Origin of the sequence: Pseudomonas sp. AG1028 (assembly GCF_007993955.1) — a bacterium.
GTDB lineage: Bacteria > Pseudomonadota > Gammaproteobacteria > Pseudomonadales > Pseudomonadaceae > Aquipseudomonas > Aquipseudomonas straminea.
This window is the reverse complement of sequence record NZ_VIVP01000001.1, coordinates 502987-522603: the sequence shown is the minus strand read 5'-3', so window position 1 is coordinate 522603 and position 19617 is coordinate 502987. Positions and strand designations below refer to the sequence as shown.

18 protein-coding genes and 1 riboswitch are annotated in these 19617 nt (G+C 60.7%); of the genes, 6 read left to right on the top strand and 12 right to left on the bottom strand.

Annotation, left to right across the window (positions count from 1 at the left end; genetic code table 11):
* Positions 1-81 precede the first annotated feature (81 nt).
* The 4 genes from FB481_RS02370 to FB481_RS02355 all read right to left on the bottom strand — a co-directional run bounded on the left by FB481_RS02370 (position 82) and on the right by FB481_RS02355 (position 6127).
* The gene (locus tag FB481_RS02370; RefSeq protein ID WP_147174961.1) at positions 82-726 is read right to left on the bottom strand and encodes an MBL fold metallo-hydrolase; all 645 of its coding nucleotides are present in this window, start codon (positions 724-726) and stop codon (positions 82-84) included.
* Positions 727-895: 169 nt separating this feature from the next.
* Positions 896-2263, bottom strand: a complete 1368-nt coding sequence (locus FB481_RS02365) for a DUF1329 domain-containing protein (protein WP_147174960.1) — start codon at positions 2261-2263, stop codon at positions 896-898.
* Positions 2264-2291: 28 nt separating this feature from the next.
* On the bottom strand, positions 2292-4235 hold the full coding sequence (locus tag FB481_RS02360; RefSeq protein ID WP_147174959.1) for a DUF1302 domain-containing protein: 1944 nt from the start codon (positions 4233-4235) through the stop codon (positions 2292-2294).
* A 212-nt stretch (positions 4236-4447) separates the two neighbouring features.
* On the bottom strand, positions 4448-6127 hold the full coding sequence (locus FB481_RS02355) for a fatty acid--CoA ligase (RefSeq protein ID WP_093503807.1): 1680 nt from the start codon (positions 6125-6127) through the stop codon (positions 4448-4450).
* 179 nt (positions 6128-6306) lie between these two features.
* Here FB481_RS02355 and FB481_RS02350 point away from each other — a divergent pair, with 179 nt between their 5' ends.
* Positions 6307-7482, top strand: coding sequence for an acetyl-CoA C-acyltransferase (locus FB481_RS02350; protein ID WP_147174958.1), 1176 nt, complete (start codon positions 6307-6309; stop codon positions 7480-7482).
* Between the two features lie 29 nt (positions 7483-7511).
* On the opposite strand, the gene FB481_RS02345 is transcribed toward FB481_RS02350, so the two are convergent.
* A complete protein-coding gene (locus FB481_RS02345) occupies positions 7512-8141 on the bottom strand; it encodes a LysE family transporter (RefSeq protein ID WP_147174957.1) in 630 nt (209 codons plus the stop codon).
* 106 nt (positions 8142-8247) lie between these two features.
* On the opposite strand from FB481_RS02345, the gene FB481_RS02340 reads away from it, so the two are divergent.
* The 3 genes from FB481_RS02340 to FB481_RS02330 all read left to right on the top strand — a co-directional run bounded on the left by FB481_RS02340 (position 8248) and on the right by FB481_RS02330 (position 11168).
* Positions 8248-9213 carry a 2-hydroxyacid dehydrogenase gene (locus FB481_RS02340; RefSeq protein WP_093503813.1) on the top strand — a complete coding sequence of 322 codons (966 nt, stop codon included), beginning with the start codon at positions 8248-8250 and terminating at the stop codon, positions 9211-9213.
* A gap of 72 nt (positions 9214-9285) precedes the next feature.
* Positions 9286-10284 carry a methyltransferase gene (locus FB481_RS02335; RefSeq protein WP_147174956.1) on the top strand — a complete coding sequence of 333 codons (999 nt, stop codon included), beginning with the start codon at positions 9286-9288 and terminating at the stop codon, positions 10282-10284.
* A 61-nt stretch (positions 10285-10345) separates the two neighbouring features.
* A riboswitch (yybP-ykoY riboswitch) is annotated at positions 10346-10489 on the top strand.
* A 91-nt stretch (positions 10490-10580) separates the two neighbouring features.
* Entirely contained in the window at positions 10581-11168 is a 588-nt protein-coding gene (locus FB481_RS02330; RefSeq protein ID WP_093504271.1) for a TMEM165/GDT1 family protein, read from the top strand.
* Between the two features lie 91 nt (positions 11169-11259).
* Here the strand turns inward: FB481_RS02330 and FB481_RS02325 are convergent, their stop codons facing one another.
* From FB481_RS02325 to FB481_RS02310, 4 genes are all read right to left on the bottom strand, one after another.
* Complete coding sequence (locus FB481_RS02325) at positions 11260-12078, bottom strand: M48 family metallopeptidase (RefSeq protein ID WP_093503817.1); 819 nt, start codon at positions 12076-12078, stop codon at positions 11260-11262.
* Between the two features lie 67 nt (positions 12079-12145).
* A complete protein-coding gene (locus tag FB481_RS02320) occupies positions 12146-12763 on the bottom strand; it encodes an SOS response-associated peptidase (protein WP_147174955.1) in 618 nt (205 codons plus the stop codon).
* A 33-nt stretch (positions 12764-12796) separates the two neighbouring features.
* A complete protein-coding gene (locus tag FB481_RS02315; RefSeq protein ID WP_147174954.1) occupies positions 12797-13057 on the bottom strand; it encodes a DUF2007 domain-containing protein in 261 nt (86 codons plus the stop codon).
* Entirely contained in the window at positions 13057-13239 is a 183-nt protein-coding gene (locus FB481_RS02310; RefSeq protein ID WP_075929669.1) for a CPXCG motif-containing cysteine-rich protein, read from the bottom strand. The genes FB481_RS02315 and FB481_RS02310 overlap by 1 nt, the downstream gene beginning before the upstream one ends.
* Positions 13240-13384: 145 nt before the next feature.
* On the opposite strand from FB481_RS02310, the gene FB481_RS02305 reads away from it, so the two are divergent.
* The gene (locus FB481_RS02305; RefSeq protein WP_147174953.1) at positions 13385-14548 is read left to right on the top strand and encodes a 1-acyl-sn-glycerol-3-phosphate acyltransferase; all 1164 of its coding nucleotides are present in this window, start codon (positions 13385-13387) and stop codon (positions 14546-14548) included.
* 63 nt (positions 14549-14611) lie between these two features.
* Here the strand turns inward: FB481_RS02305 and FB481_RS02300 are convergent, their stop codons facing one another.
* Positions 14612-15196, bottom strand: a complete 585-nt coding sequence (locus FB481_RS02300; protein WP_093503823.1) for a YajG family lipoprotein — start codon at positions 15194-15196, stop codon at positions 14612-14614.
* An 822-nt stretch (positions 15197-16018) separates the two neighbouring features.
* On the opposite strand from FB481_RS02300, the gene mqo reads away from it, so the two are divergent.
* Positions 16019-17521 carry a malate dehydrogenase (quinone) gene (gene mqo / locus FB481_RS02290; RefSeq protein WP_147174952.1) on the top strand — a complete coding sequence of 501 codons (1503 nt, stop codon included), beginning with the start codon at positions 16019-16021 and terminating at the stop codon, positions 17519-17521.
* Positions 17522-17639: 118 nt separating this feature from the next.
* Here the strand turns inward: mqo and rpoS are convergent, their stop codons facing one another.
* Positions 17640-18650 (bottom strand): RNA polymerase sigma factor RpoS, encoded by a 1011-nt coding sequence (gene rpoS, locus FB481_RS02285; protein WP_093503828.1) that lies wholly within the window; start codon positions 18648-18650, stop codon positions 17640-17642.
* A gap of 109 nt (positions 18651-18759) precedes the next feature.
* Positions 18760-19578 carry a peptidoglycan DD-metalloendopeptidase family protein gene (locus FB481_RS02280; RefSeq protein ID WP_167363135.1) on the bottom strand — a complete coding sequence of 273 codons (819 nt, stop codon included), beginning with the start codon at positions 19576-19578 and terminating at the stop codon, positions 18760-18762.
* Between the last annotated feature and the right edge of the window lie 39 nt (positions 19579-19617).

Below are 19617 nucleotides of genomic sequence, written 5' to 3'. Positions count from 1 at the left end.
CGGCTTCGAGCCAACGAACGCCGCCAAGTTCCCGACCAAGGCTAACAATCACCACGTAGAAAATCTGTAACCGCTTGTTTTTCAAGCCCGCACAAATGGATTTTCGCGCATCTCGTCACCCAATCGCGTGTCCGCGCCATGGCCGGTCACCACGGTGGCGTCCTCATCCAGGCGATACAGACGTTGCTTGATGGAGCGCTCGATGGTCGCATAGTCACCACCCCACAGATCGGTACGGCCTATGCCGCGGCGAAACAGCGTGTCGCCGGCAATCAACAGTTTGGCTTCGGGGAACCAGAAGCTCATGGAGCCCGGCGTGTGCCCCGGCGTATGCAGGGCCACACCGCAGCCGCAGGCCAGTGCCTCGTCATCGGCCAGCCATTGATCGGGCGCGGGTACGGGCGTGTAGGGAACACCGAACATCTGGCACTGCATCTCCAGGTTGTCCCAAAGGAACTGGTCATCCTTGTGCAGGTGCAGGGTGGCGCCGGTCTTTTCTTTCATCTGCCCCGAGGCCAGGAAATGATCAAGATGTGCGTGGGTATGGATGATGCTCACCACCTTGAGGCCGTGGGCCTCCAGCCGCGCCATGATCAGATCGGGATTGCCACCCGGGTCAACCACGATGGCCTTGCCGCTGACTGGATCGCCAATAATGGTGCAGTTGCACTGCAAAGGCCCGACAGGAAAGGTTTCGCGGATCAGGGCAGGTGAGGTGAGTTGCATAAGGGTTTCCTGTAACGCGGATGGCAGGCGATAGCCGATTGTAACCGTCGCGCGCTGGAACGGCAGGTCACCTATCGCCGTCAGCTACCTAGCACCCTAGCCTCGAAAGCCAGTCGAACAGGCAACAAAAAGCCGGCCCGAGGGCTGGCTTTCTGGTTTCAAGCAGCGATCAACGCACGCCGGACTGACGCAATGCTGCCGGAGTGTAGTCGCTCTCCTTGGCAGGATAATCGAACTCGTAGGCCTGCTTCTCCTCGTTCTTCAGGCCCAGGGCCAGATAGCGACCGGAGAGCAGATCGTGGATCACCTCGACGGCATACCACGGCACCTGCTTGTCGTAGTAGTACTGTGCGTGGGCTTCCGCCACGCGCCACAGAGTACCGCGACCGTCGTAGTGGTCGATGGCAGCGGCCTGCCAGGTATCCTCGTCGATGTAGAAGTCACGCTTGGCATAGATGTGGCGCTCGCCCTGCTTGAGGGTGGCGGTCACGTGCCAGACGCGGTGCAGCTCGTAGCGGGTCAGATCCGGGTTCAGGTGGCCTGGCTTGACGATGTCGGTGTACTTGAGCTTCGGCGAATCTAGGCGGTAGCTGTTGTAGGGAATGTAGATTTCCTTCTTGCCCAGCAACTGCCAGTCGTAACGATCAGGCGAGCCGTTGTACATATCCAGGTTATCGGAGGTACGCAGGCCATCGGCCGCAGTGCCCGGACCGTCGTAGGACACCTGAGGCGCACGACGCACGCGGCGCTGACCGGCGTTGTAGAGCCACGCCATGCGCGGTTCCTTCACCTGGTCGATGGTCTCGTGCACCAGCAACACGTTACCGGCCAGACGCGACGGTGCGGTTACCCGCTGTTTGAAGTAGAACAGGATGTTGCTCGGCTGACTGGTATCGACGCCTTTCATCATGCTGCGGAAGGCGAACTCTTCTTCCAGGCTGACCGGGCTGAACGAGCCATTGGCCTGCGGCGTCACCTGCACCACATGACGACGTACGCTGGCACCACGGTAGCGAGTGATGTGGTTCCAGATTGCCTCCAGGCCGTCCTTGGGAATCGGGAACGGGTTGGCGAACTTGAAGTTCTCCAGACCCTCGCCGCCCTGAATCAGCTTGGTATTGGTGGCATTCTCCTTGGTGGCCGCGATGATGCTGTCCGGCACGTTCGCCGTACGATGCGTGGTGTAGACCGGCATCCGATAGGTTTCCGGATAGCGCTTGAACATCGCGTACTGACCAGGCGTCAGCTTGTCTTTGTACTGCTCAACGTTCTGCGCGGTGATGGTGAACAGCGGCTTTTCGTTGGGGAACGGATCGGCCAGGAAGCCGGCCGAATCCACCGCACCAGCATTGACCGGTAGCCCGCCGGTCCAGGCCGGGATGCTGCCATCGGCATTGCCTGCCTTTTCCGCACCAACCGGCGTCAGGGTATTACCCAGCTTGGCCGCCTCATCCGCCGACACTGCAGCCATCACACCGGTGGCCAGCAGCGACAGGGCCAGAGCGCCAGTTTGCAACAGCCTTTTTGTTGTTTTCATAAATGCGTTTTCCTATGAATACGGGCGCTTAGAAGTTCATACCGAAGCTGAGAGCCAGGAAGTCACGATCGACAAGGGTGTTGTATTTGCCGCCGAAGAAGTCGGTGTAGGCGAGGCTGGCGGTGTAGGTGTTCTGATACTCAGCATCCAGACCCAGACTCACAGCTTTTGCACCTTCAGTGAACAAGCCATTGGGGCCATAACCATTCACATCATGAGACCAGGCGACGTTGGGTTTAAGGTTCACGCCTGCAAATACATCTGGGTACTCCCAAATCGCACGTGCGCGATACCCCCACGAAGTAGAAGTAACGAAACCTTCGTTGTTACAGTGTTTGGAAAGGTTTTGGGTTGCCCCGGTATTACCGACAGCGCCACCAATTGTCGCAGCGTTAAGCCCCTGGCAAGTGCCATTAGGTAGTGCGCCTGGTCCAAAAACAGGATCACGGCCATAACGCGCCTTACTTTGTGATTCCAGTCCCCCCACATGAACGACACCAACCTCACCTACCAGCGTAAGCCGACTAGCGCCCATCACCTGATCGAAGAAATGAGTCAGAGTGGTCTGAAACTGAGTGATTTCCTTGCGATTGTACCCATGCAAGTCACTACCAACAGTAGGAGTTAAAACAGACGCATTGGTATAGGCGCCACCCAGCGGTCGAACAGCGGCAAATAGAATATCGGTTGTATTCAGTTGTACAGGCGCATTGGGGCGATAGCTCAACTCACCGCTCCAAGCTGTGCCGGTAGGGAGCGTTGTCGAAAAACTCAAGCCATAAAGCCGTATGTCTTCGGGATACTCGATAAAGTAATTTGAGTTGGCTGCAACCAGCAGTGCCTTACCTGCCGCAGGCACTGCAGCAGCAGCTGGGGAATTAAGAGCGTTCATAACGCCTTGGGAGGGCCCGGTACCGCTGAACACAGGTGCCCGGCTATGATAATTCATGAAGTACGCGCCGAACTCTGTATCCAGCGGCTCGAAAAGGTACCGAAAGGCCACCCCCCACTGGCCATCGTCACGTGCGTCACGATCGCGGCTACGACGAACTAGATTACCTTCAGCATTACCGGTAATAGGGTTAATTACAGTGCCTGCCGGCACTCCGGCGCCAGCCAGAAGACCAGCACGAGCAGCTGCCCGCAACGGAGCAGTCGCGGTATTCAATGCTGAAACTTGCGCACTGTTATTTGTTAACAGGCGCAAATTATCGTTACAGCCATCTGCAACTACGTCGAACTGGGAAAAAAACGTTCCGCAGTTATCAACGACGGTCTGATCCCATTCCAGTTGGTAAAACGCCTCGGCAGACAAATTATTCGTCAGGCTCTGCGACACGTAGAACATATTGACAGGAATCAGGCCTTCCTTGACTTCGGCGCCCGGACGGCGGAACGCAGCGACATCAATCGGGTTGATCGAGTTGATGCTATTCAGAATGAACGTACTTTCGCCCCAGCTGACAACCTGCTTACCCAGACGAACAGAACCTGGCTGATCACCAATGGAATAGTTGTGATAAACGAATGCATCAAGCAATTCAGCGCCTGACGACTTGGCGCCCTCCTTGCGGCCAGAGTCACTGATTTCCTTGAACTCACGCCCTTCATCTTTCAGTTCGAAGTCATACCAGTATTTGCCACGGACAAAAATCCCGGTGTCTTTGTAGCGTAACTCGAGATCGTGAATGCCCTTAAAGATCTTCGAGAACGTCTCGCCGCGCTTGAAGTTCTGGCGACCGTCGTCAGAGGTCTGGGACAAACCGCGCCCACCGTTGTTGACGCCAATCAGGTCCTTGTCCGCCGACTGCGTCGACCAACTAGCCCCCACCGACAACGACGAGTCGAACTGACCTTCGATTTCCCCGATATTGAAGTTCACCGCGAATGCCGGGCTGGCAAGAGTTGATGCGAGGCTGACGGCCAGCGGCAGTTTTGCCAGACGCCAGAACGGCCTTGTTGTGTTGGTCATCGACGCTACTCCATTTGTTTTTGTTATGGCTGATTGACTAAATCCAGCGAGCCTTCCCACGAGTGGCTTGCAGTGCCCGAGACACTCTGGCTCGCCGGTTTAGAGGGATCAGTCCCATCCGTGACAAGCCAAGGATGGTCCGAATCCAGCAATTAGCAAGCCAAACGTTTGTTTGACTGACCAGTCACTTTTTTGGCGTTGAAATTCGTGCCTTACAGGGACGATAAAAACTCGCTTCCGGCCTCCTGCCACTGCGCCAGATCAACGCGGATACGCTTTTTGTCCAGCTTGCCCACACTGGTCTTGGGAATTTCGGTAACAAGGGCTATCTGTGAGGGAATGGCCCACTTGTTGATGACGCCCCGCTCGACGAATGGCTTGAGATGCTCCTTGAGCAGGCCTGCGTTCAGCGACTGGCCTTCCTTCGCGACAATCAGGGCGAACGGACGCTCGCCCCACTGCGAGTCGACCACGCCCACGACAGCCACTTCCTTGACCGCAGGCTGACGGCTGATCAGGTCTTCCAGCTCCAGCGAGGAAATCCATTCGCCGCCAGTCTTGATCACATCCTTGAGGCGGTCGCGAATGTCGATAACGCCCATTTCGTCCAGGGTTGCCACGTCGCCGGTGTGCAACCAGCCGTGGGTCCACAACTCCTGTCCCTTCTCCGGCTCGCGGAAGTAACCCTGAGTCAGCCAGGGTGCGCGCAGTACCAGCTCGCCCTGGGTCTCACCATCAGCAGGAAGGCGATTGCCCTCGCTGTCCATGATCGCCGCCTCGACCAGCGGCACGGGAACTCCAGCCTTGATGCGATAGGTCGTAGATTGCTCCTCGCCCACCGCGAGCAATTCTTCGTTGAGGTAGCCACATGAAATCAACGGGCAGGTCTCGGACATCCCATAAGCGGCCGTCAGCTGGATGCCGCAGGCCTTGGCGGCTTCGTACAGCGCGCGATTAAGCGCGCTGCCGCCGATGATCACTTTCATGCCCTTGAAGTCATGGCCTTGAGCGCCAGGCGCCGCCAGTACCATCTGCAGGATGGTCGGTACGCAATGAGAGAAGGTCACCTGCTCTTGCTTGATCAATTTGCAGAGCATCTCCGGCTCGTAACGCCCCGGATAGACCTGTTTCACACCCAGCATCGTCGCCACGTAGGGCGCACCCCAGGCATGTACGTGGAACATGGGTGTAATGGGCATGTACACATCGTCGCTGCCCATCAGGCGGATGCTGTCCAGGCTGCCCAGGGTGGTGGCCATCGACAGGGTATGCAGCACCAGCTGGCGATGGGTGAAGTACACGCCCTTCGGGTTGCCGGTGGTGCCGGTGGTGTAGAACGTGGTGGCGACGGAGTTCTCGTCGAAATCGGCGAATGCGTAGCTAGGCTCGGCTGCCGCCAACAGGCTCTCGTATTCACCGACCGAACCGGGAAGCTCGACGGCGGCGGCGTTGTCGGTCAGCAGCATGGTGCCGATCACCGTGGTGAGCTGCCCGACGATGCCTTGGTACAACGCCGCGAAATCGCTGTTGACCAGCACGAAGCGGTCCTCGGCGTGATTCATGGTGTAGAGAATCTGCTCGGGCGACAGGCGAATGTTGATGGTGTGCAACACCGCCCCCAGCATCGGTACCGCGAACATGCATTCCAGATAGCGGTGGCTGTCCCAGTCCATCACCGCCACGGTATCACCGGCCTTTACGCCAGCCTCGGTAAGCACATTGGCGAGGCGTGCCACCCGCTCATTGAAGGTCGCGTAGTTGTAACGCAAGGTGTCGCGATAGACGATTTCCCGATTTTTTTCGTAGCGGCTGCCGGAAAGCAGCAGGCTCTTGATCAACAGCGGGTATGGGTGGGCATTTGCGGCGGGGGGAATGATGCGGGTCTGCAACATGGGCTCACCTGTTCTGGACTATTGTTGAAAGCGTCGAAATTGAAGCGAAACCTGATCGTTAACGGGCATTGCCTAAAAGTAGCCTGCGCCAGCGCCTGCTCAATCAGCCGAAAGGAGGATTGTGGCCCAAGCTGAGCACAAGCCGGTTTCGCCCCTTCACTGCGAATTGAGGTGGATTCATGTCGGATATTGTTATCGTCAGCGGCGCTCGCACGCCGATGGGTGGTTTTCAGGGTAGCCTGTCTTCGCTAAGCGCAACGGATCTTGGTGCCGCGGCGATTCGCGCCGCCATCGCTCGGGCGGGCGTAGCAGCAAGCGACGTACAGGAAGTGATCATGGGCTGCGTGCTGCCCGCCGGCCTCAAGCAGGGCCCGGCGCGTCAGGCATCGCTGGCCGCCGGCCTGCCGAGCGCCACCGGTTGCACCACCATTAACAAGCTCTGCGGCTCGGGCATGAAGGCGGTGATGCTCGCCCACGACCTGATCAAGGCCGGCAGCGCCGAGGTGATGATCGCTGGCGGAATGGAGAGCATGTCCAACGCGCCCTATCTGCTGCCCAAGGCACGCGGCGGCCTGCGTATGGGCCATGGCGAAGTGAAGGATCACATGTTCTTCGATGGCCTGGAGGATGCCCGCACTGGGCGCCTTATGGGCTCCTTCGCCCAGGAAACCGCGGACCGCTACGGCATCACCCGCGAAGCGATGGACGCCTACGCCATCGAATCGCTGCGACGCGCGCAGCAGGCTATGCAGTCCGGTGCACTGGTCGATGAGATCGTGCCGGTGACGGTGGCGAGCCGTAAGGGCGATATCGAAGTGAGCGAAGACGAACAGCCGCTGAACGCCAGGATAGACAAGATCACCAGCTTGAAACCGGCCTTCAGCAAGGACGGCAGCATCACTGCCGCCAATGCCAGTTCGATTTCCGATGGGGCCAGCGCGCTGCTGCTGATGAGCGCCGAGCAGGCCCAGGCCCGCGGCCTGAAACCGCTGGCACGCATCGTTGCCCACGCCACCCAGAGTCAGGACCCCAGCGAATTCACCATCGCGCCCATCGGCGCTATCAGCAAGGTGCAGCACAAGGCCGGCTGGCAGAAGAACGAGGTGGATCTATTTGAAATCAACGAGGCCTTCGCCATGGTCACCATGTTGGCCATGCAGGAGCATGACCTCGCTCACGCCAAGGTGAATATCTACGGTGGCGCCTGCGCGCAGGGGCATCCGGTCGGCTCGACCGGCTCGCGGATCATCGTCACGCTGATCAACGCCCTGCGCCAGACCGGCGGCAAGCGCGGCATCGCCTCGCTGTGCATCGGCGGCGGCGAAGCAACAGCGGTCGCGGTTGAGGTGTTGTAAGAGACCAGTCAGGGGCGCGCTCGCGCCCCTTATTTCAGCTCGGTAAACGCCAGCTTGATCCCCAGACCAACCAGTACCGCGCCCATCAGACGATCGAACCAGTGGCCCAAGCGCGCGAAGCCGTCGCGCACACGCTGCTGGCTGAACAGCATTGCCACCAGGCAGAACCACAAGGCCGTCGCCACGGCCAGATAAACGCCGTAGCCGCCCTGCACGAGCAACGGGGTGTGGGGGTTGATCACCACGGTAAACAACGACAGGAAGAACAGCGTCGCTTTGGGGTTAAGGCCGTTGGTCACGAAGCCGGTAACGAAGCCGCCGCGTGGCGTTCTCGCTGGAGCGGCGGCTTGTTCCTGAACCGCGCCGGGCGCTGCCGGCTGCGCCCGCAGTGCCTTGAAGCCGATATACAGCAGGTAGGCGGCGGCCAGCCACTTCAGCGCGTTGAACAGCACGATCGACTGGGACACGATCAGGCCGATGCCCAGTAGCGAATAGGCTACGTGCACAAAAATTCCGGTGCCCACGCCCAGCGCACAGAACACACCGGCACGGCGCCCATGGGCCACGCTCTCACGCACCACGATGGCGAAGTCCGGTCCCGGGCTGGCCACGGCCAGCAGATGGATGAGGGCAACGGTAAAGAATTCCATCCAGTACACGGCGACTCCAGGATTGGCTAGTGGGTCCAAGGGCGCACTCTGCGGCAGAGCACTTCTGATAGGCTGCACTTTACTTCCCGACAGGACAGCCAGAAAGGTACAGCTGATGAGTAAAACAGGCCGCGCAGTGTTTCTCGATTATCGCTCCCTCGACCTCGGCGATCTGGACATGGCGCCGCTGCGCGAGCCCTTCGCCGAGCTGGTACTGCACGACCAAAGCAGCCCGGTGCAGATCATCGAGCGTCTGCAGGGCGCCCGCGTAGCGATCAGCAACAAGGCGGTGATCGATGCGGACGTGTTGGCAGGCTGCCCCGAGCTCGAACTGATCCTCGTTGCTGCCACCGGCACCAATAACATCGACCTCGCCGCCGCCCGGGCGCATGGCGTCACCGTGTGCAACTGCCAGGGTTACGGCACACCTTCGGTGGCCCAGCACACCCTGACACTCCTGCTCGCCCTGGCCACAAGTCTGCAAGACTATCAGCGTGATGTTCGCGCTGGCCGTTGGCAGCAGTCGCCCATGTTCTGCCTGCTCGACCACCCCATCGTCGAGCTCGAAGGCAAGACGCTGGGGCTGCTCGGTCATGGCGAGCTGGGCGGCGCAGTAGCCAGATTGGCCGAAGCGTTCGGCATGCGCGTGCTCTATGGCCAACTGCCGGGGCGCCCGCCCCGCGCTGATCGGCTCGCGCTGGACGAGTTGCTCACCCAGGCCGATGCCCTGACCCTGCACTGCCCGCTCACCGAACAGACCCGCAACCTGATTGGAGCCCGCGAGCTCGATCTGCTCAAGCCAGGCGCCTTCGTGATCAACACCGCCCGCGGCGGCCTGATCGACGAACAGGCTCTGGCCGACGCCCTACGAGCGGGAAAGCTGGGCGGTGCAGCCACCGACGTGCTGACCCAGGAACCACCCAGAGAAGGCAATCCATTGCTGGCCGACGACATTCCGCGACTGATAATCACCCCGCACAGCGCCTGGGGCGCTCGCGAGGCGCGCCAGCGGATCGTCGGCCAACTGGCGGAAAACGCCGCGGGATTTTTCGCAGGCCATGCCAAACGCCAAGTCAACTGATCCTTTGGTACCTCGGGCTTGCAGCTTAAGGTCCACGCCCCTACCCTTCGCGCTTTTGCCGGGGTATAGCTGATGGATCCGCGAAGTGAAGTGCTGCTGCGCCAGGCCGAACTATTCGCTGGCCCCGCCTTGCTCGCGGGCTTGCCGGCCGATGATCTGCTCGGGCAGCTACCACAGGCTGCAGGCTGGAGCTGGCATGCAGGCGATCACGCCCGACTGGAAGGGCGTTTTGCCGGGCGTAGCGCCTTTGGCGTCATGCCGCCGGCGGCCGCCTGCGAGACGGCCGTGCTGTTCCTGCCTAAGTCCCGCGAATTGACGGCCTATCTGCTCGACGCCCTGGCCTCCCGCCTGCCCGGCAAACCGCTGTATCTGGTGGGCGAGAAGCGCGCCGGCGTCGAACGTGCCGCCAAGCAGATGGCCGCCTACGGCAAGCCGCGCAAGCTCGACAGCGCACGCCACTGCCAGCTGTGGGAGGTGCGGGTTGATCTGGCTCCGGCCGAACCCGACCTGAACGCACTGGCTCAGCGCTACAGCCTGCCGCTGGCTGACGGCCCCCTCGAGATAGTCACCCTGCCCGGTGTATTCAGCCACGGCCGCCTGGATATCGGCAGCGCACTGCTGCTCGAATACCTGGATCAATTGCCAGATGGCCATCTGCTCGACTTCGGCTGCGGCGCAGGCGTGCTCGGTGCAGTGCTCAAGCGCCGCTATCCGCAAAGCCAAGTCACGATGCTGGACGTCGACGCCTTCGCCGTCGCCAGCAGCCGCCTGACCCTGGCCGCCAACGGGCTGCAGACCGAGGTGATCAGCGGCGATGGTATTGCCGCCGCGCCCTTCGAACTGAGCGCAATTCTGAGCAACCCGCCCTTCCATCAGGGCGTACATACTCATTACCAGGCCAGCGAAGACCTGATGCGCCAGGCCTCGCAGCATCTGCGCAAGGGCGGCCAGATCCGCCTGGTGGCCAACCGTTTTCTCAAGTACCCGCCGCTGATCGAACAGCATATCGGCCCCTGCCAGACCCTGGCCGATGCCGATGGCTTTCGTATCTACCAGGCGACCCGCCCGTAACGCAGGTCGCCTGCGGCAGAGCGGCGCAGGCCTTGCCCAACGTGAGGCGTTTGGGCAGAATGCGCGCGTCCTAGGGGAGTAGTCTCCCGCGAGCACCAGCTCGCCCGGCATGCATCAACATACTTGGTCCACAGACCATGGTGCGTGCGACCCAAGATCCGCCGAGATGGATCTGCGCCGTTCGGCTCGAACGCCGCACAGGGTTTGACAAGACCTATGACACGAACACCTTACCCGGGGCGGGGAGGTCGTCCGTGTCATAGCCGTGTCTACCCGCCCCTTTAGGAAGCCTGATGCTGGAATCCCTGTTCGTTCCCACTCTGATCGTTGCCCTGGCGGAAATCGGCGACAAGACGCAACTGCTCGCCCTGTTGCTGGCCGCACGCTTTCGCAGGCCCTGGCCAATCATCTGGGGCATGGTCGCCGCCACCCTTGCCAATCACCTGGCCGCCGGCGCGGTAGGCAACTGGGTCGCAGGTCTGCTCTCGCCCGCGCTGCTGAGCTGGATTCTGGCGGCGTCCTTTATCGCCGTGGCACTGTGGACACTGATCCCCGACAAGCTCGACGATGACGAAAGCTCCAGCCTCAAACGCTATGGGCCGTTCCTGACCACCCTGGTGGCCTTCTTCCTGGCGGAGATGGGTGACAAGACCCAGGTGGCGACAGTGATGCTCGCCGCCCAGTACCCACACTTCATCATGGTGGTGCTGGGGACTACGCTGGGCATGCTGATCGCCAACGTACCGGTGGTGCTGGCCGGCAACTTTGCGGCCGACCGCCTGCCGCTCACTCTGATTCGCCGGCTTGCCGCCCTCGCCTTCGCCGTACTGGCGATCTATGCGGCGTACCAGGCCATGCTGTTGAGTGGCTTTTTAAACGGCTGAACTCCCAGGGACAAAACCAACGCCGGCACAAGGTTTTGGCCTTGAAGCTGAGCCGCCACCAAGCAGACGGTGGCGGCTTTTCACATCGTGATCAGCCTTTCTTGGCCTGCTGATACAGTGGCATGACTTTCGGGATAGCCGCCTGCAGCGAGGCGATACGGCTCGACGAGGATGGGTGCGTGCTCATGAACTCTGGCGGCGCACCTTCGCTGGCCTTGGCCATCTTTTGCCACAGGCTGACCGCCGCATTGGGGTTGTAGCCTGCACGTGCAGCGAGTTCGAGGCCGATCAGGTCGGCTTCGTTCTCGTTGCCGCGGCTATTGGGTAGCGTCATGCCGTAATTCACTGCAGCATCGGCCAGTGCCATCTGGTCCGAGCTGACGCCCAGTAGCGCGGCAGCGCCCTGCTTCGCCAAGTTCACGCCATAGGCCTTGGACATCGCTTCGCGGCCGTGCTCACGCAGGGCATGGGCGATCTCATGGCCCATGACCGCGGCGATTTCGTCATCGGTAAGATTCAGCTTGTCGATGATGCCGGTGTAGAAAATGATCTTGCCGCCTGGGCCGCAGTTGGCGTTCAGCTCAGGGCTCTTGATCAGGTTGACCTCCCATTGCCACTGGGCCGCATCCGGACGGAACAGCGGCGCCTGCTTGATCAGGCGGTCGGCCACACGCTGCAAGCGCTTGGCCTCGGCACTGTTCTTGTCCAGCGCGCCCTGGCTGGAGGCTTCCTTCAACGTTTGCTGATAGGACTGGGCATACATCTGGTTGACCTCATCGGTCGACAGCGCACTGAACATGTACTGCTTGCGCTCGACGCCGACCGAGCCACCGCTGGTGGTATTGACGGCTTGGCATCCTGCCAGCAGCAGAGCCGCGGTCAGCGTGGTGATGGACAACGACGGTTTCATGCTGGATCTCCCTGGTAACTAAGAAAGGTATGCTAGGGGCTGCCCGTATTTCAGTGCAAGCAAAGCCTCAGGCAGGCGTCAGGCACTCCGGCCCGTCGAGCTTCGGGTCATTGACCAGATTGCTCAACACGCGTTCGCGCAGCGCTATCGGCTTGGCGACGAGCAGCGCCTGCAATTCCTCAGGCGGCGTATCGGCGGCCAACCAGCGCTGCCGTTGCTCGGTATCGAGAATCAAGGGGCGACGCAGCGTCGCGGCCGCCTGGGTGATCATGGCCGTACTCAGGTACACGTGCCCTTCCACTGGATAGGCCTGCCATACCGCTGCGAAATACAGCAGCGAATCCTCGCCGCTCAGCCAGTACGGGCGCTTGCGCGCCGCGCCGCGCCATTCATAGAAACCGTTGGCAGGAATCAGGCCGCGGCGCAGACGAAACGCCTCGCGAAACATCGGCTGCTCGCTCAGGGTTTCGGCACGGGCGTGGGATGGCGTCTTCGACAGATCCTTGAGCCAGGCGGGCGTCAGCCCCCAGCGCGCACGAACCAAGGCGGGCTGCTCATGTGCGCTGCGCAGCAGCAACACCTGGGAGCCAGGTGCCAGGTTCCAGTGCGGTAGCTGGTCAGCGGGAAAACCAGGCTGCGCCGCGAAGGCGGGCGTCCAGCGAAACAGCGCGAAGCGTCCACTCATGAAGGGCTCATCGGGATGGGTGGCGCAAGCTGTTCAACACAGCAATACGCCCTGAACAGAGTCCGGCTCGTCACCGGGTAGCGGTTGCGCGCCATTGTACTCGCCGATCAACCAGCGGGCGCGCTCGGCGTCGACGTCCTCGACCAGCATGCCAAGCAGCCCGCAGGCCGGCAGTTCGCCCACGGCGCCAGACAGATGGGCGCCGACCAGATGTGCCCGGATGCCTTCGCTGGCCAGCATGGCCTTGAGCAACTCGCCCTCCATCAAGTCCTGCGGCTCGTAAACGCGCTTCATCAATCGTTCTCCCCGCGCACATCCAGATGCCAGCTCTGCCCATCGGTTTCGAGCAGAAAGACGATGGGCCTGCAGCATACCGGGCAGTCCTCGATGTATTGCTGATCGCCCGCTGACAAATCCAGCACAGCCTCGACCGGTTCACCGCAATAGGGGCACTGGTAATCCTGGGTTTCCAACATGGGGCGCCTCCGGGTGACTTGCAGGGTATAATGCTCGACCACTTGCCGCTCCCGGGTTGCCGTCACGCTGTCATCAGGCGTTATCACGGCACGGGGCGCAGCGCTTTCAACTCTTCAATCGCAGCGATAATCACAAGAGATCATGATGGGCGAATTCGACAGCATCCGACCCTACGCCGACGCGGAAATTCCAGCGGTTCTGGCGCGCCTGTTGGCCGACGATGCGTTTCTCGACATCCTTACCCAGTTTCGTTTTCCGCGCCTGGCCGGCCCGTTTGGCTGGGCGCTCAAACCTTTTATAGCTCATCGGCTGCGTTCGCAGTTCCGCCATATCGATTCGGTTCGCGCGCTGCAGGAATCTATCGAGCCGTATATCGACCGCACCGTCGAGCACGCCACCGATGGCGTGACCTACTCGGGCGTGGAAACGCTGAAGGCCGGCAGCCCCTACCTGTTCCTGGCCAACCACCGCGACATCGTCATGGACCCGGCCTTCGTCAATTACGCCGTGTATCACGCCGGCCTACAGACGCCGCGCATCGCCATCGGCGACAATTTACTGCAGAGGCCTTTCGTCAGCGACCTGATGCGCCTGAACAAGAGCTTCATCGTGCACCGCTCGATCACCGGGCGTCGCGAAAAACTCGCGGCCTACCAGCTGCTGTCGGCCTACATCAGCCACTCGATCGGGCAGGATGGCGAATCGATCTGGATCGCCCAGGCAGAAGGCCGCGCCAAGGACGGTGATGACCGCACCGATTCGGCAATCCTCAAGATGTTTCACATGAGCCGCAAGGACGAGCCGTTCGCCGACGTCATCGCCAGCCTCAAACTGACCCCGGTGTCGATCAGCTACGAATACGATCCCTGTGACCAGGCCAAGGCGCGCGAGCTGTACACCCGCGCTACTACCGGCAGCTACACCAAGCAGCCGGGCGAGGATGACAAGAGCATCGGCCTTGGCATCACTGGCTACAAGGGCCGCGTGCATGTGCATTTCGGCGACCCGATCACCAGCGGCTTCGAGGATGCCAAGCAGCTGGCAGCGCTGACCGATGCGCAGATCCTCACCGGCTACCGGCTGTTCCCGGTGCACTACCTGGCCTACGCCATGTGGAGCGAGCGCGATCCGCAGCTTGAAGTGCCGGCAGCCGAATCGCTGTTCGGCGCAGACGAGCTGGCCGCCGCCAAGGAACAGTGGCAACAGCGCCTGAGCCGCTGCCCGAGCGAACAACAGCCTTACCTGATCCTGCAGTACGCGATGCCGGTGCGTAACCAATATCGCGTCAAGGCTGGTCTGCCGCTCTGATTCAGTTGCCCCGAAAAACGAAAAAGCCCCGACGAGTCGGGGCTTTTTTGCATCTGCCGGCAGTTACTGACCGTTGAGGATCTGCCCCAGGGTCGGATCCTTGAATGCACGGGTGAGCGCGTCGCTCAGCACATCACTGACCAGCTTGGTGTTGGTTTCCTGGTTCGGCGCCATGCCGAAACGCTGGTTCAACGAAGCGCCGTAGCGGCCGCTGTAACGACGATTGCTGTTCTGCACATCAGCTCGGAAGCTGGCGGTCATGTCGGCCTCAGTCACGTACATGCCTTCCTTGGGCGACTGATATTTCAGCTCGGCCAGGGTCAGGGTCAGCTGCGGTGCGTTATAAGCGTTTGGCGTCGGGGTGAAACCCAGCAAACGCACAGCAGCTTCGGCCTGCGCCTGCAGCTTGGGCAGAATGTCCTGGCCGGAAACGCTGATCGCGCTGGTTTCAGGGTACAGACCGCCTCGGGTGCCCAGCACCGGAGAAGGACGTCCATCGACCACCCGCACCACCACAGGCTGGCCCTGGCCTACCGCGTTGAGCGGCCCGGTCAGTTTGGGCTGCGGGCTGAGTTGCTGCGGGCTGTGGGCACAACCAACAAGAGCCAGACTGAAAACGGCAACCAGACCAAACAACAGGCGTTTCATACTCGGTTCTCCATGAGGGGCGCTAAAGGCTGGCGAAGTATAACGAATCGACCTGTAAACGGTCAGCGCGGTTCCGCGTCACCTGCTCGTCACATGCTGGCGGTATAAGACTTTGGTCGCTTTGCATGAACGGAGCTTGTTTGATGCGTGCATTCCTCAAGAAAGTCGCCAGCGCCCCTAGCCCGCGCATTTTTGCCTGTCTGGACGAGCACGGCATTTGCCGGGCCTTTCGCCAGAGCGCCCAGCCGCCGGGCCCTGCAGGCTGGCATGAGGTCAACGAGCAACGTCTGAGCTGGCTTGGCGCGCCCTTACCTAAAAGCGCATTTACCCGCCACTGAGCGCTCATAGGGGCGTTTTCCTACCCTGATGCGTGTGCAATAAAAGTCACACGCAGCTGATCACTTCCCCCGCTTTCGCCTTATAATCGCGCCCCGATTATAAGGACGCCTCCTGATCGGCATCGCCGTACCGCTGATGCACTCATGCCATCGGCAACGCCACAGAGAGTCGCCCACTTCGTGCTGCTCGATATCGAAGGCCATCACCCGCTGCAGAAGCTGCGTTTTCGCGGAACATCTGCCGGCTGAGACGGCCCAACAGGCACATGAACTTTTGAGGTTCGCGTTCCAAAAGAACGTGAAAAAACGGTTTCAATAACTTCACAAGAGTGTGGCGAACATATGAATCAGCTTGCGGCAGGACAAGGCGACCTCCTTCCGTCATCCCATTCCTCATTACAGCTCTGCAACCGCTGCTGACAGGCGCCTTTGACGCCCAGGCCGACGGCCTATGACTGGACGCTGATTTTTTGGAGATGTGGTAATGGCGCAGAACGATTACGAAGCTGTAGATGTAGTGCTGGTCGGTGCCGGCATCATGAGCGCAACGCTGGCCGTGCTGCTCAAGGAGCTCGACCCTGGCATCAAACTGGAAGTCGTCGAGGCAATGAGCGCCGGCGCGGCAGAAAGCTCCAACCCGTGGAACAACGCGGGCACCGGGCATGCCGGTTTGTGCGAACTCAACTACACCCCCGAGTCCGCCGACGGTTCCATCGACATCAAGAAAGCCGTGAGCATCAATGCTCAGTTCGAGGAGTCCAAGCAGTTCTGGGCCCACCTGGTCAAGAAAGGCACCTTTGGCTCGCCCAAGTCCTTTATCAACCCGGTACCGCACCTGAGCTTCGTCCGTGGCCAGAAAGGCATCGACTACCTCAAGAAGCGCTTCGAGGCGCTGCACGTGCATCACGCTTTCGAAGACATGGTGTACAGCGAAGACCGCGCCACCATGAGCGAGTGGATGCCGTTGATGATGCCGGGCCGTGACCCGAACGAGCCGATTGCAGCGACCCGCGTGGCCAATGGCACCGATGTCAACTTCGGCGCGCTGACCAAGAGCCTGCTCGATCATCTGGTTCAGCAGAGCAATGCCCGTGTGACCTTCAATCAGCGCGTCACTGATCTCACCCGCAACGAGCACGGCTGGCGTGTGAGCACCAAGGATCAGCAAAGCGGTAATCATCGCCAGATCCAGGCGCGCTTCGTATTCCTCGGCGCCGGCGGCGGCGCCCTACCCCTGCTGCAGATGTCCGGCATCGCAGAGGGCAAGGGTTTCGGTGGCTTCCCGGTCAGTGGCCAGTGGCTGCGCTGCGACAACCCGGAGGTGGTCAACCAGCATCAGGCCAAGGTATACAGCCAGGCCGAAGTCGGCTCACCGCCCATGTCGGTACCGCACCTGGATACCCGTGTGGTCGACGGCAAGAAATCGCTGCTATTCGGGCCTTATGCCGGCTTCACCACCAAGTTCCTGAAGAAGGGCTCGTTCCTGGACCTGCCGATGTCGGTGCGCCTGAACAACATCGGCCCGATGCTGGCCGTTGCCCGCGACAACTTCGACCTGACCCGTTACTTGGTCAAGGAAGTCATGCAGTCCCAGGAGCAGCGCCTCAATACCCTGCGCGGCTTCTACCCGGAGGCCAAAGCCAGCGACTGGCGCCTGGAGATTGCTGGTCAACGTGTGCAGATCATCAAGAAGGACGCCAAGAAAGGCGGCATCCTGCAGTTCGGTACCGAACTGGTGGCGGCTCAGGACGGCTCCATCGCCGCTCTGCTGGGTGCCTCTCCAGGCGCCTCGGTAACCGTTTCGATCATGCTCGACCTGATTCGCCGCTGCTTCCCCGAGCAGGCGGCCTCAGCCGAGTGGAGCACCAAGCTGAACGAGATCTTCCCCGTGCCTGCCTCGGTCCTGATCAAGGATGCCGAGCAGTACCGTGCTGTTCAGGCGCAGTCCGATACGCTGCTGCAGCTGCGAGATGTCTCGCCGGTCTGATCGATGGCCTGACGAAAACGGCGCCCTTGAGGCGCCGTTTTCATTTCTCCATCCAAAGCCCGAGACAATAAAAAGCCAGTCAGCAAGCTGACTGGCCGAGGGCCTGGCAGGCCGGGCGTTACTGGAACAGCGAGTCGGCGGAAAGGCCGTTTTTCTCAAGTATTTCGCGCAGGCGCTTGAGTGCTTCGACCTGGATCTGCCGCACGCGCTCACGGGTGAGGCCAATTTCCTGGCCTACCTCTTCGAGCGTGCAACTCTCGTGGCCGCGCAGACCGAAGCGGCGTACCACCACTTCACGCTGCTTGTCGGTCAGCTCCGAAAGCCACTGGTCGATGCTCTGGGACAGATCATCGTCCTGCAGCAACTCGCAAGGGTCCGTAGGACGGTCATCGGTCAGGGTATCGAGCAGCGTCTTGTCGGAATCTGGGCCCAGCGACACATCCACCGAGGATACGCGCTCATTCAGGCCCAGCATGCGCTTGACCTCTCCCACCGGTTTTTCCAGCAGGTTGGCGATTTCTTCCGGGGAAGGCTCATGGTCGAGCTTCTGGGTAAGCTCCCGCGCGGCGCGCAGGTAGACGTTAAGTTCTTTGACGACGTGAATAGGCAAGCGGATGGTGCGGGTCTGATTCATGATCGCCCGCTCGATTGTCTGCCGGATCCACCAGGTTGCGTAGGTGGAGAAACGGAAACCGCGCTCCGGGTCAAACTTCTCGACAGCGCGAATCAGGCCCAGGTTGCCTTCTTCAATCAGGTCCAGCAGCGACAACCCGCGATTCACGTAGCGCCGGGCGATCTTCACCACCAGCCGCAGGTTGCTTTCGATCATGCGTTTGCGCCCGGCGGGGTCGCCCTTCTGCGCGAGACGCGCGAAGAACACCTCTTCTTCCGGGGTAAGCAGGGGAGAAAATCCGATTTCGTTGAGGTAAAGCTGAGTGGCGTCGAGCGCCCGGGTGTAGTCGATGTACTTATGCTGCTTGCTGCCGGCCGGCTGCTTGGCCTTGCTGCGCGTGGCGACCTTGGCACAGGCCGCTTTGTCATTAGCCTCGTCAAGATCGATGTCAGGCTCCATCAGGAGCACGGCGTCATCGATGTCAAACTCCGGCGCTGCCTTGGTATCGAGTGCCATTTTATTATTCCGTCCCTTGCTGAGTTCGACCAGCAAGCTCCGATGTGCCCTTCTCCTTGGCTACATCCGAGCCCGTCCATCCCACGTGAGCGGGTGAACGAGCGACAGATCAACGGCTTGGCAGGTATTGCATTGGATCTACAGGCTTACCTTGGCGGCGAATTTCAAAGTGAAGTTTCACCCGGTCAGTTCCCGTAGAGCCCATCTCGGCAATCTGTTGCCCGACCTTGACCTGCTGCCCCTCCCGTACCAACAGCCTGCGGTTGTGGCCGTAGGCACTCACGTAGGTATCGCTGTGTTTGATGATCACCAATTCGCCGTAGCCCCGTAACCCACTCCCGGCGTATACAACGGTTCCACCAGACGCAGCAAGGACAGGCTGTCCCAATTCCCCTGCTATATCAATGCCTTTATTCAAACTACCGTTTGAGGAAAATCGGCCGATAATCGCACCACCAGCGGGCCATGCCCAGCCGGTCGAAGAGCGAGGAACGCTCTGCACGGGCGTGGTTGCAGGCGTCACTACAACCGGTGTCGAGGGCCGCGCAGGCGTTTGTGCTGGAGGAGTCTGCACTGACGTAGATGGCCGGCTAGGCGTGGTCACCACGGGTGTTGAGACAGTCGGCGTAGAAGCCACGACAGGCCTGCTCGAACTCCCCGAGCCGAAGCGAATAACCTGGCCAACACGAATCATGTAAGGCGGTGCGATGCTGTTGTGTGCTGCCAGTGCTTTCCAGTCCCACCCATAGCGAAAGGCGATGGAGTAAAGTGTATCGCCACGTTGCACACGGTATTGGCCGGATGTAACCGGCTGACGCTGCGCCGCCGCGTTGTTGCGATCCACGACCTGCACACCGCCGGATGGCGAGCTGGCGCAGCCGGCCGACAGCGCACCTACGGCGACCAACACCAGCAGGTTGCGCAGCATGCCCGAGGAACGCAGTCCTTGTTTGGCTGTGGAACTCAC

Bases quoted from the DNA above. Each gene is read 5' to 3' on its own strand.
- FB481_RS02370 (WP_147174961.1), bottom strand. From the start codon at position 726: ATGCAACTCACCTCACCTGCCCTGATCCGCGAAACCTTTCCTGTCGGG.
- FB481_RS02365 (WP_147174960.1), bottom strand. From the start codon at position 2,263: ATGAAAACAACAAAAAGGCTGTTGCAAACTGGCGCTCTGGCCCTGTCG.
- FB481_RS02360 (WP_147174959.1), bottom strand. From the start codon at position 4,235: ATGACCAACACAACAAGGCCGTTCTGGCGTCTGGCAAAACTGCCGCTG.
- FB481_RS02355 (WP_093503807.1), bottom strand. From the start codon at position 6,127: ATGTTGCAGACCCGCATCATTCCCCCCGCCGCAAATGCCCACCCATAC.
- FB481_RS02350 (WP_147174958.1), top strand. From the start codon at position 6,307: ATGTCGGATATTGTTATCGTCAGCGGCGCTCGCACGCCGATGGGTGGT.
- FB481_RS02340 (WP_093503813.1), top strand. From the start codon at position 8,248: ATGAGTAAAACAGGCCGCGCAGTGTTTCTCGATTATCGCTCCCTCGAC.
- FB481_RS02335 (WP_147174956.1), top strand. From the start codon at position 9,286: ATGGATCCGCGAAGTGAAGTGCTGCTGCGCCAGGCCGAACTATTCGCT.
- FB481_RS02325 (WP_093503817.1), bottom strand. From the start codon at position 12,078: ATGAAACCGTCGTTGTCCATCACCACGCTGACCGCGGCTCTGCTGCTG.
- FB481_RS02320 (WP_147174955.1), bottom strand. From the start codon at position 12,763: ATGAGTGGACGCTTCGCGCTGTTTCGCTGGACGCCCGCCTTCGCGGCG.
- FB481_RS02315 (WP_147174954.1), bottom strand. From the start codon at position 13,057: ATGAAGCGCGTTTACGAGCCGCAGGACTTGATGGAGGGCGAGTTGCTC.
- FB481_RS02310 (WP_075929669.1), bottom strand. From the start codon at position 13,239: ATGTTGGAAACCCAGGATTACCAGTGCCCCTATTGCGGTGAACCGGTC.
- FB481_RS02305 (WP_147174953.1), top strand. From the start codon at position 13,385: ATGGGCGAATTCGACAGCATCCGACCCTACGCCGACGCGGAAATTCCA.
- FB481_RS02300 (WP_093503823.1), bottom strand. From the start codon at position 15,196: ATGAAACGCCTGTTGTTTGGTCTGGTTGCCGTTTTCAGTCTGGCTCTT.
- mqo (WP_147174952.1), top strand. From the start codon at position 16,019: ATGGCGCAGAACGATTACGAAGCTGTAGATGTAGTGCTGGTCGGTGCC.
- rpoS (WP_093503828.1), bottom strand. From the start codon at position 18,650: ATGGCACTCGATACCAAGGCAGCGCCGGAGTTTGACATCGATGACGCC.
- FB481_RS02280 (WP_167363135.1), bottom strand. From the start codon at position 19,578: ATGCTGCGCAACCTGCTGGTGTTGGTCGCCGTAGGTGCGCTGTCGGCC.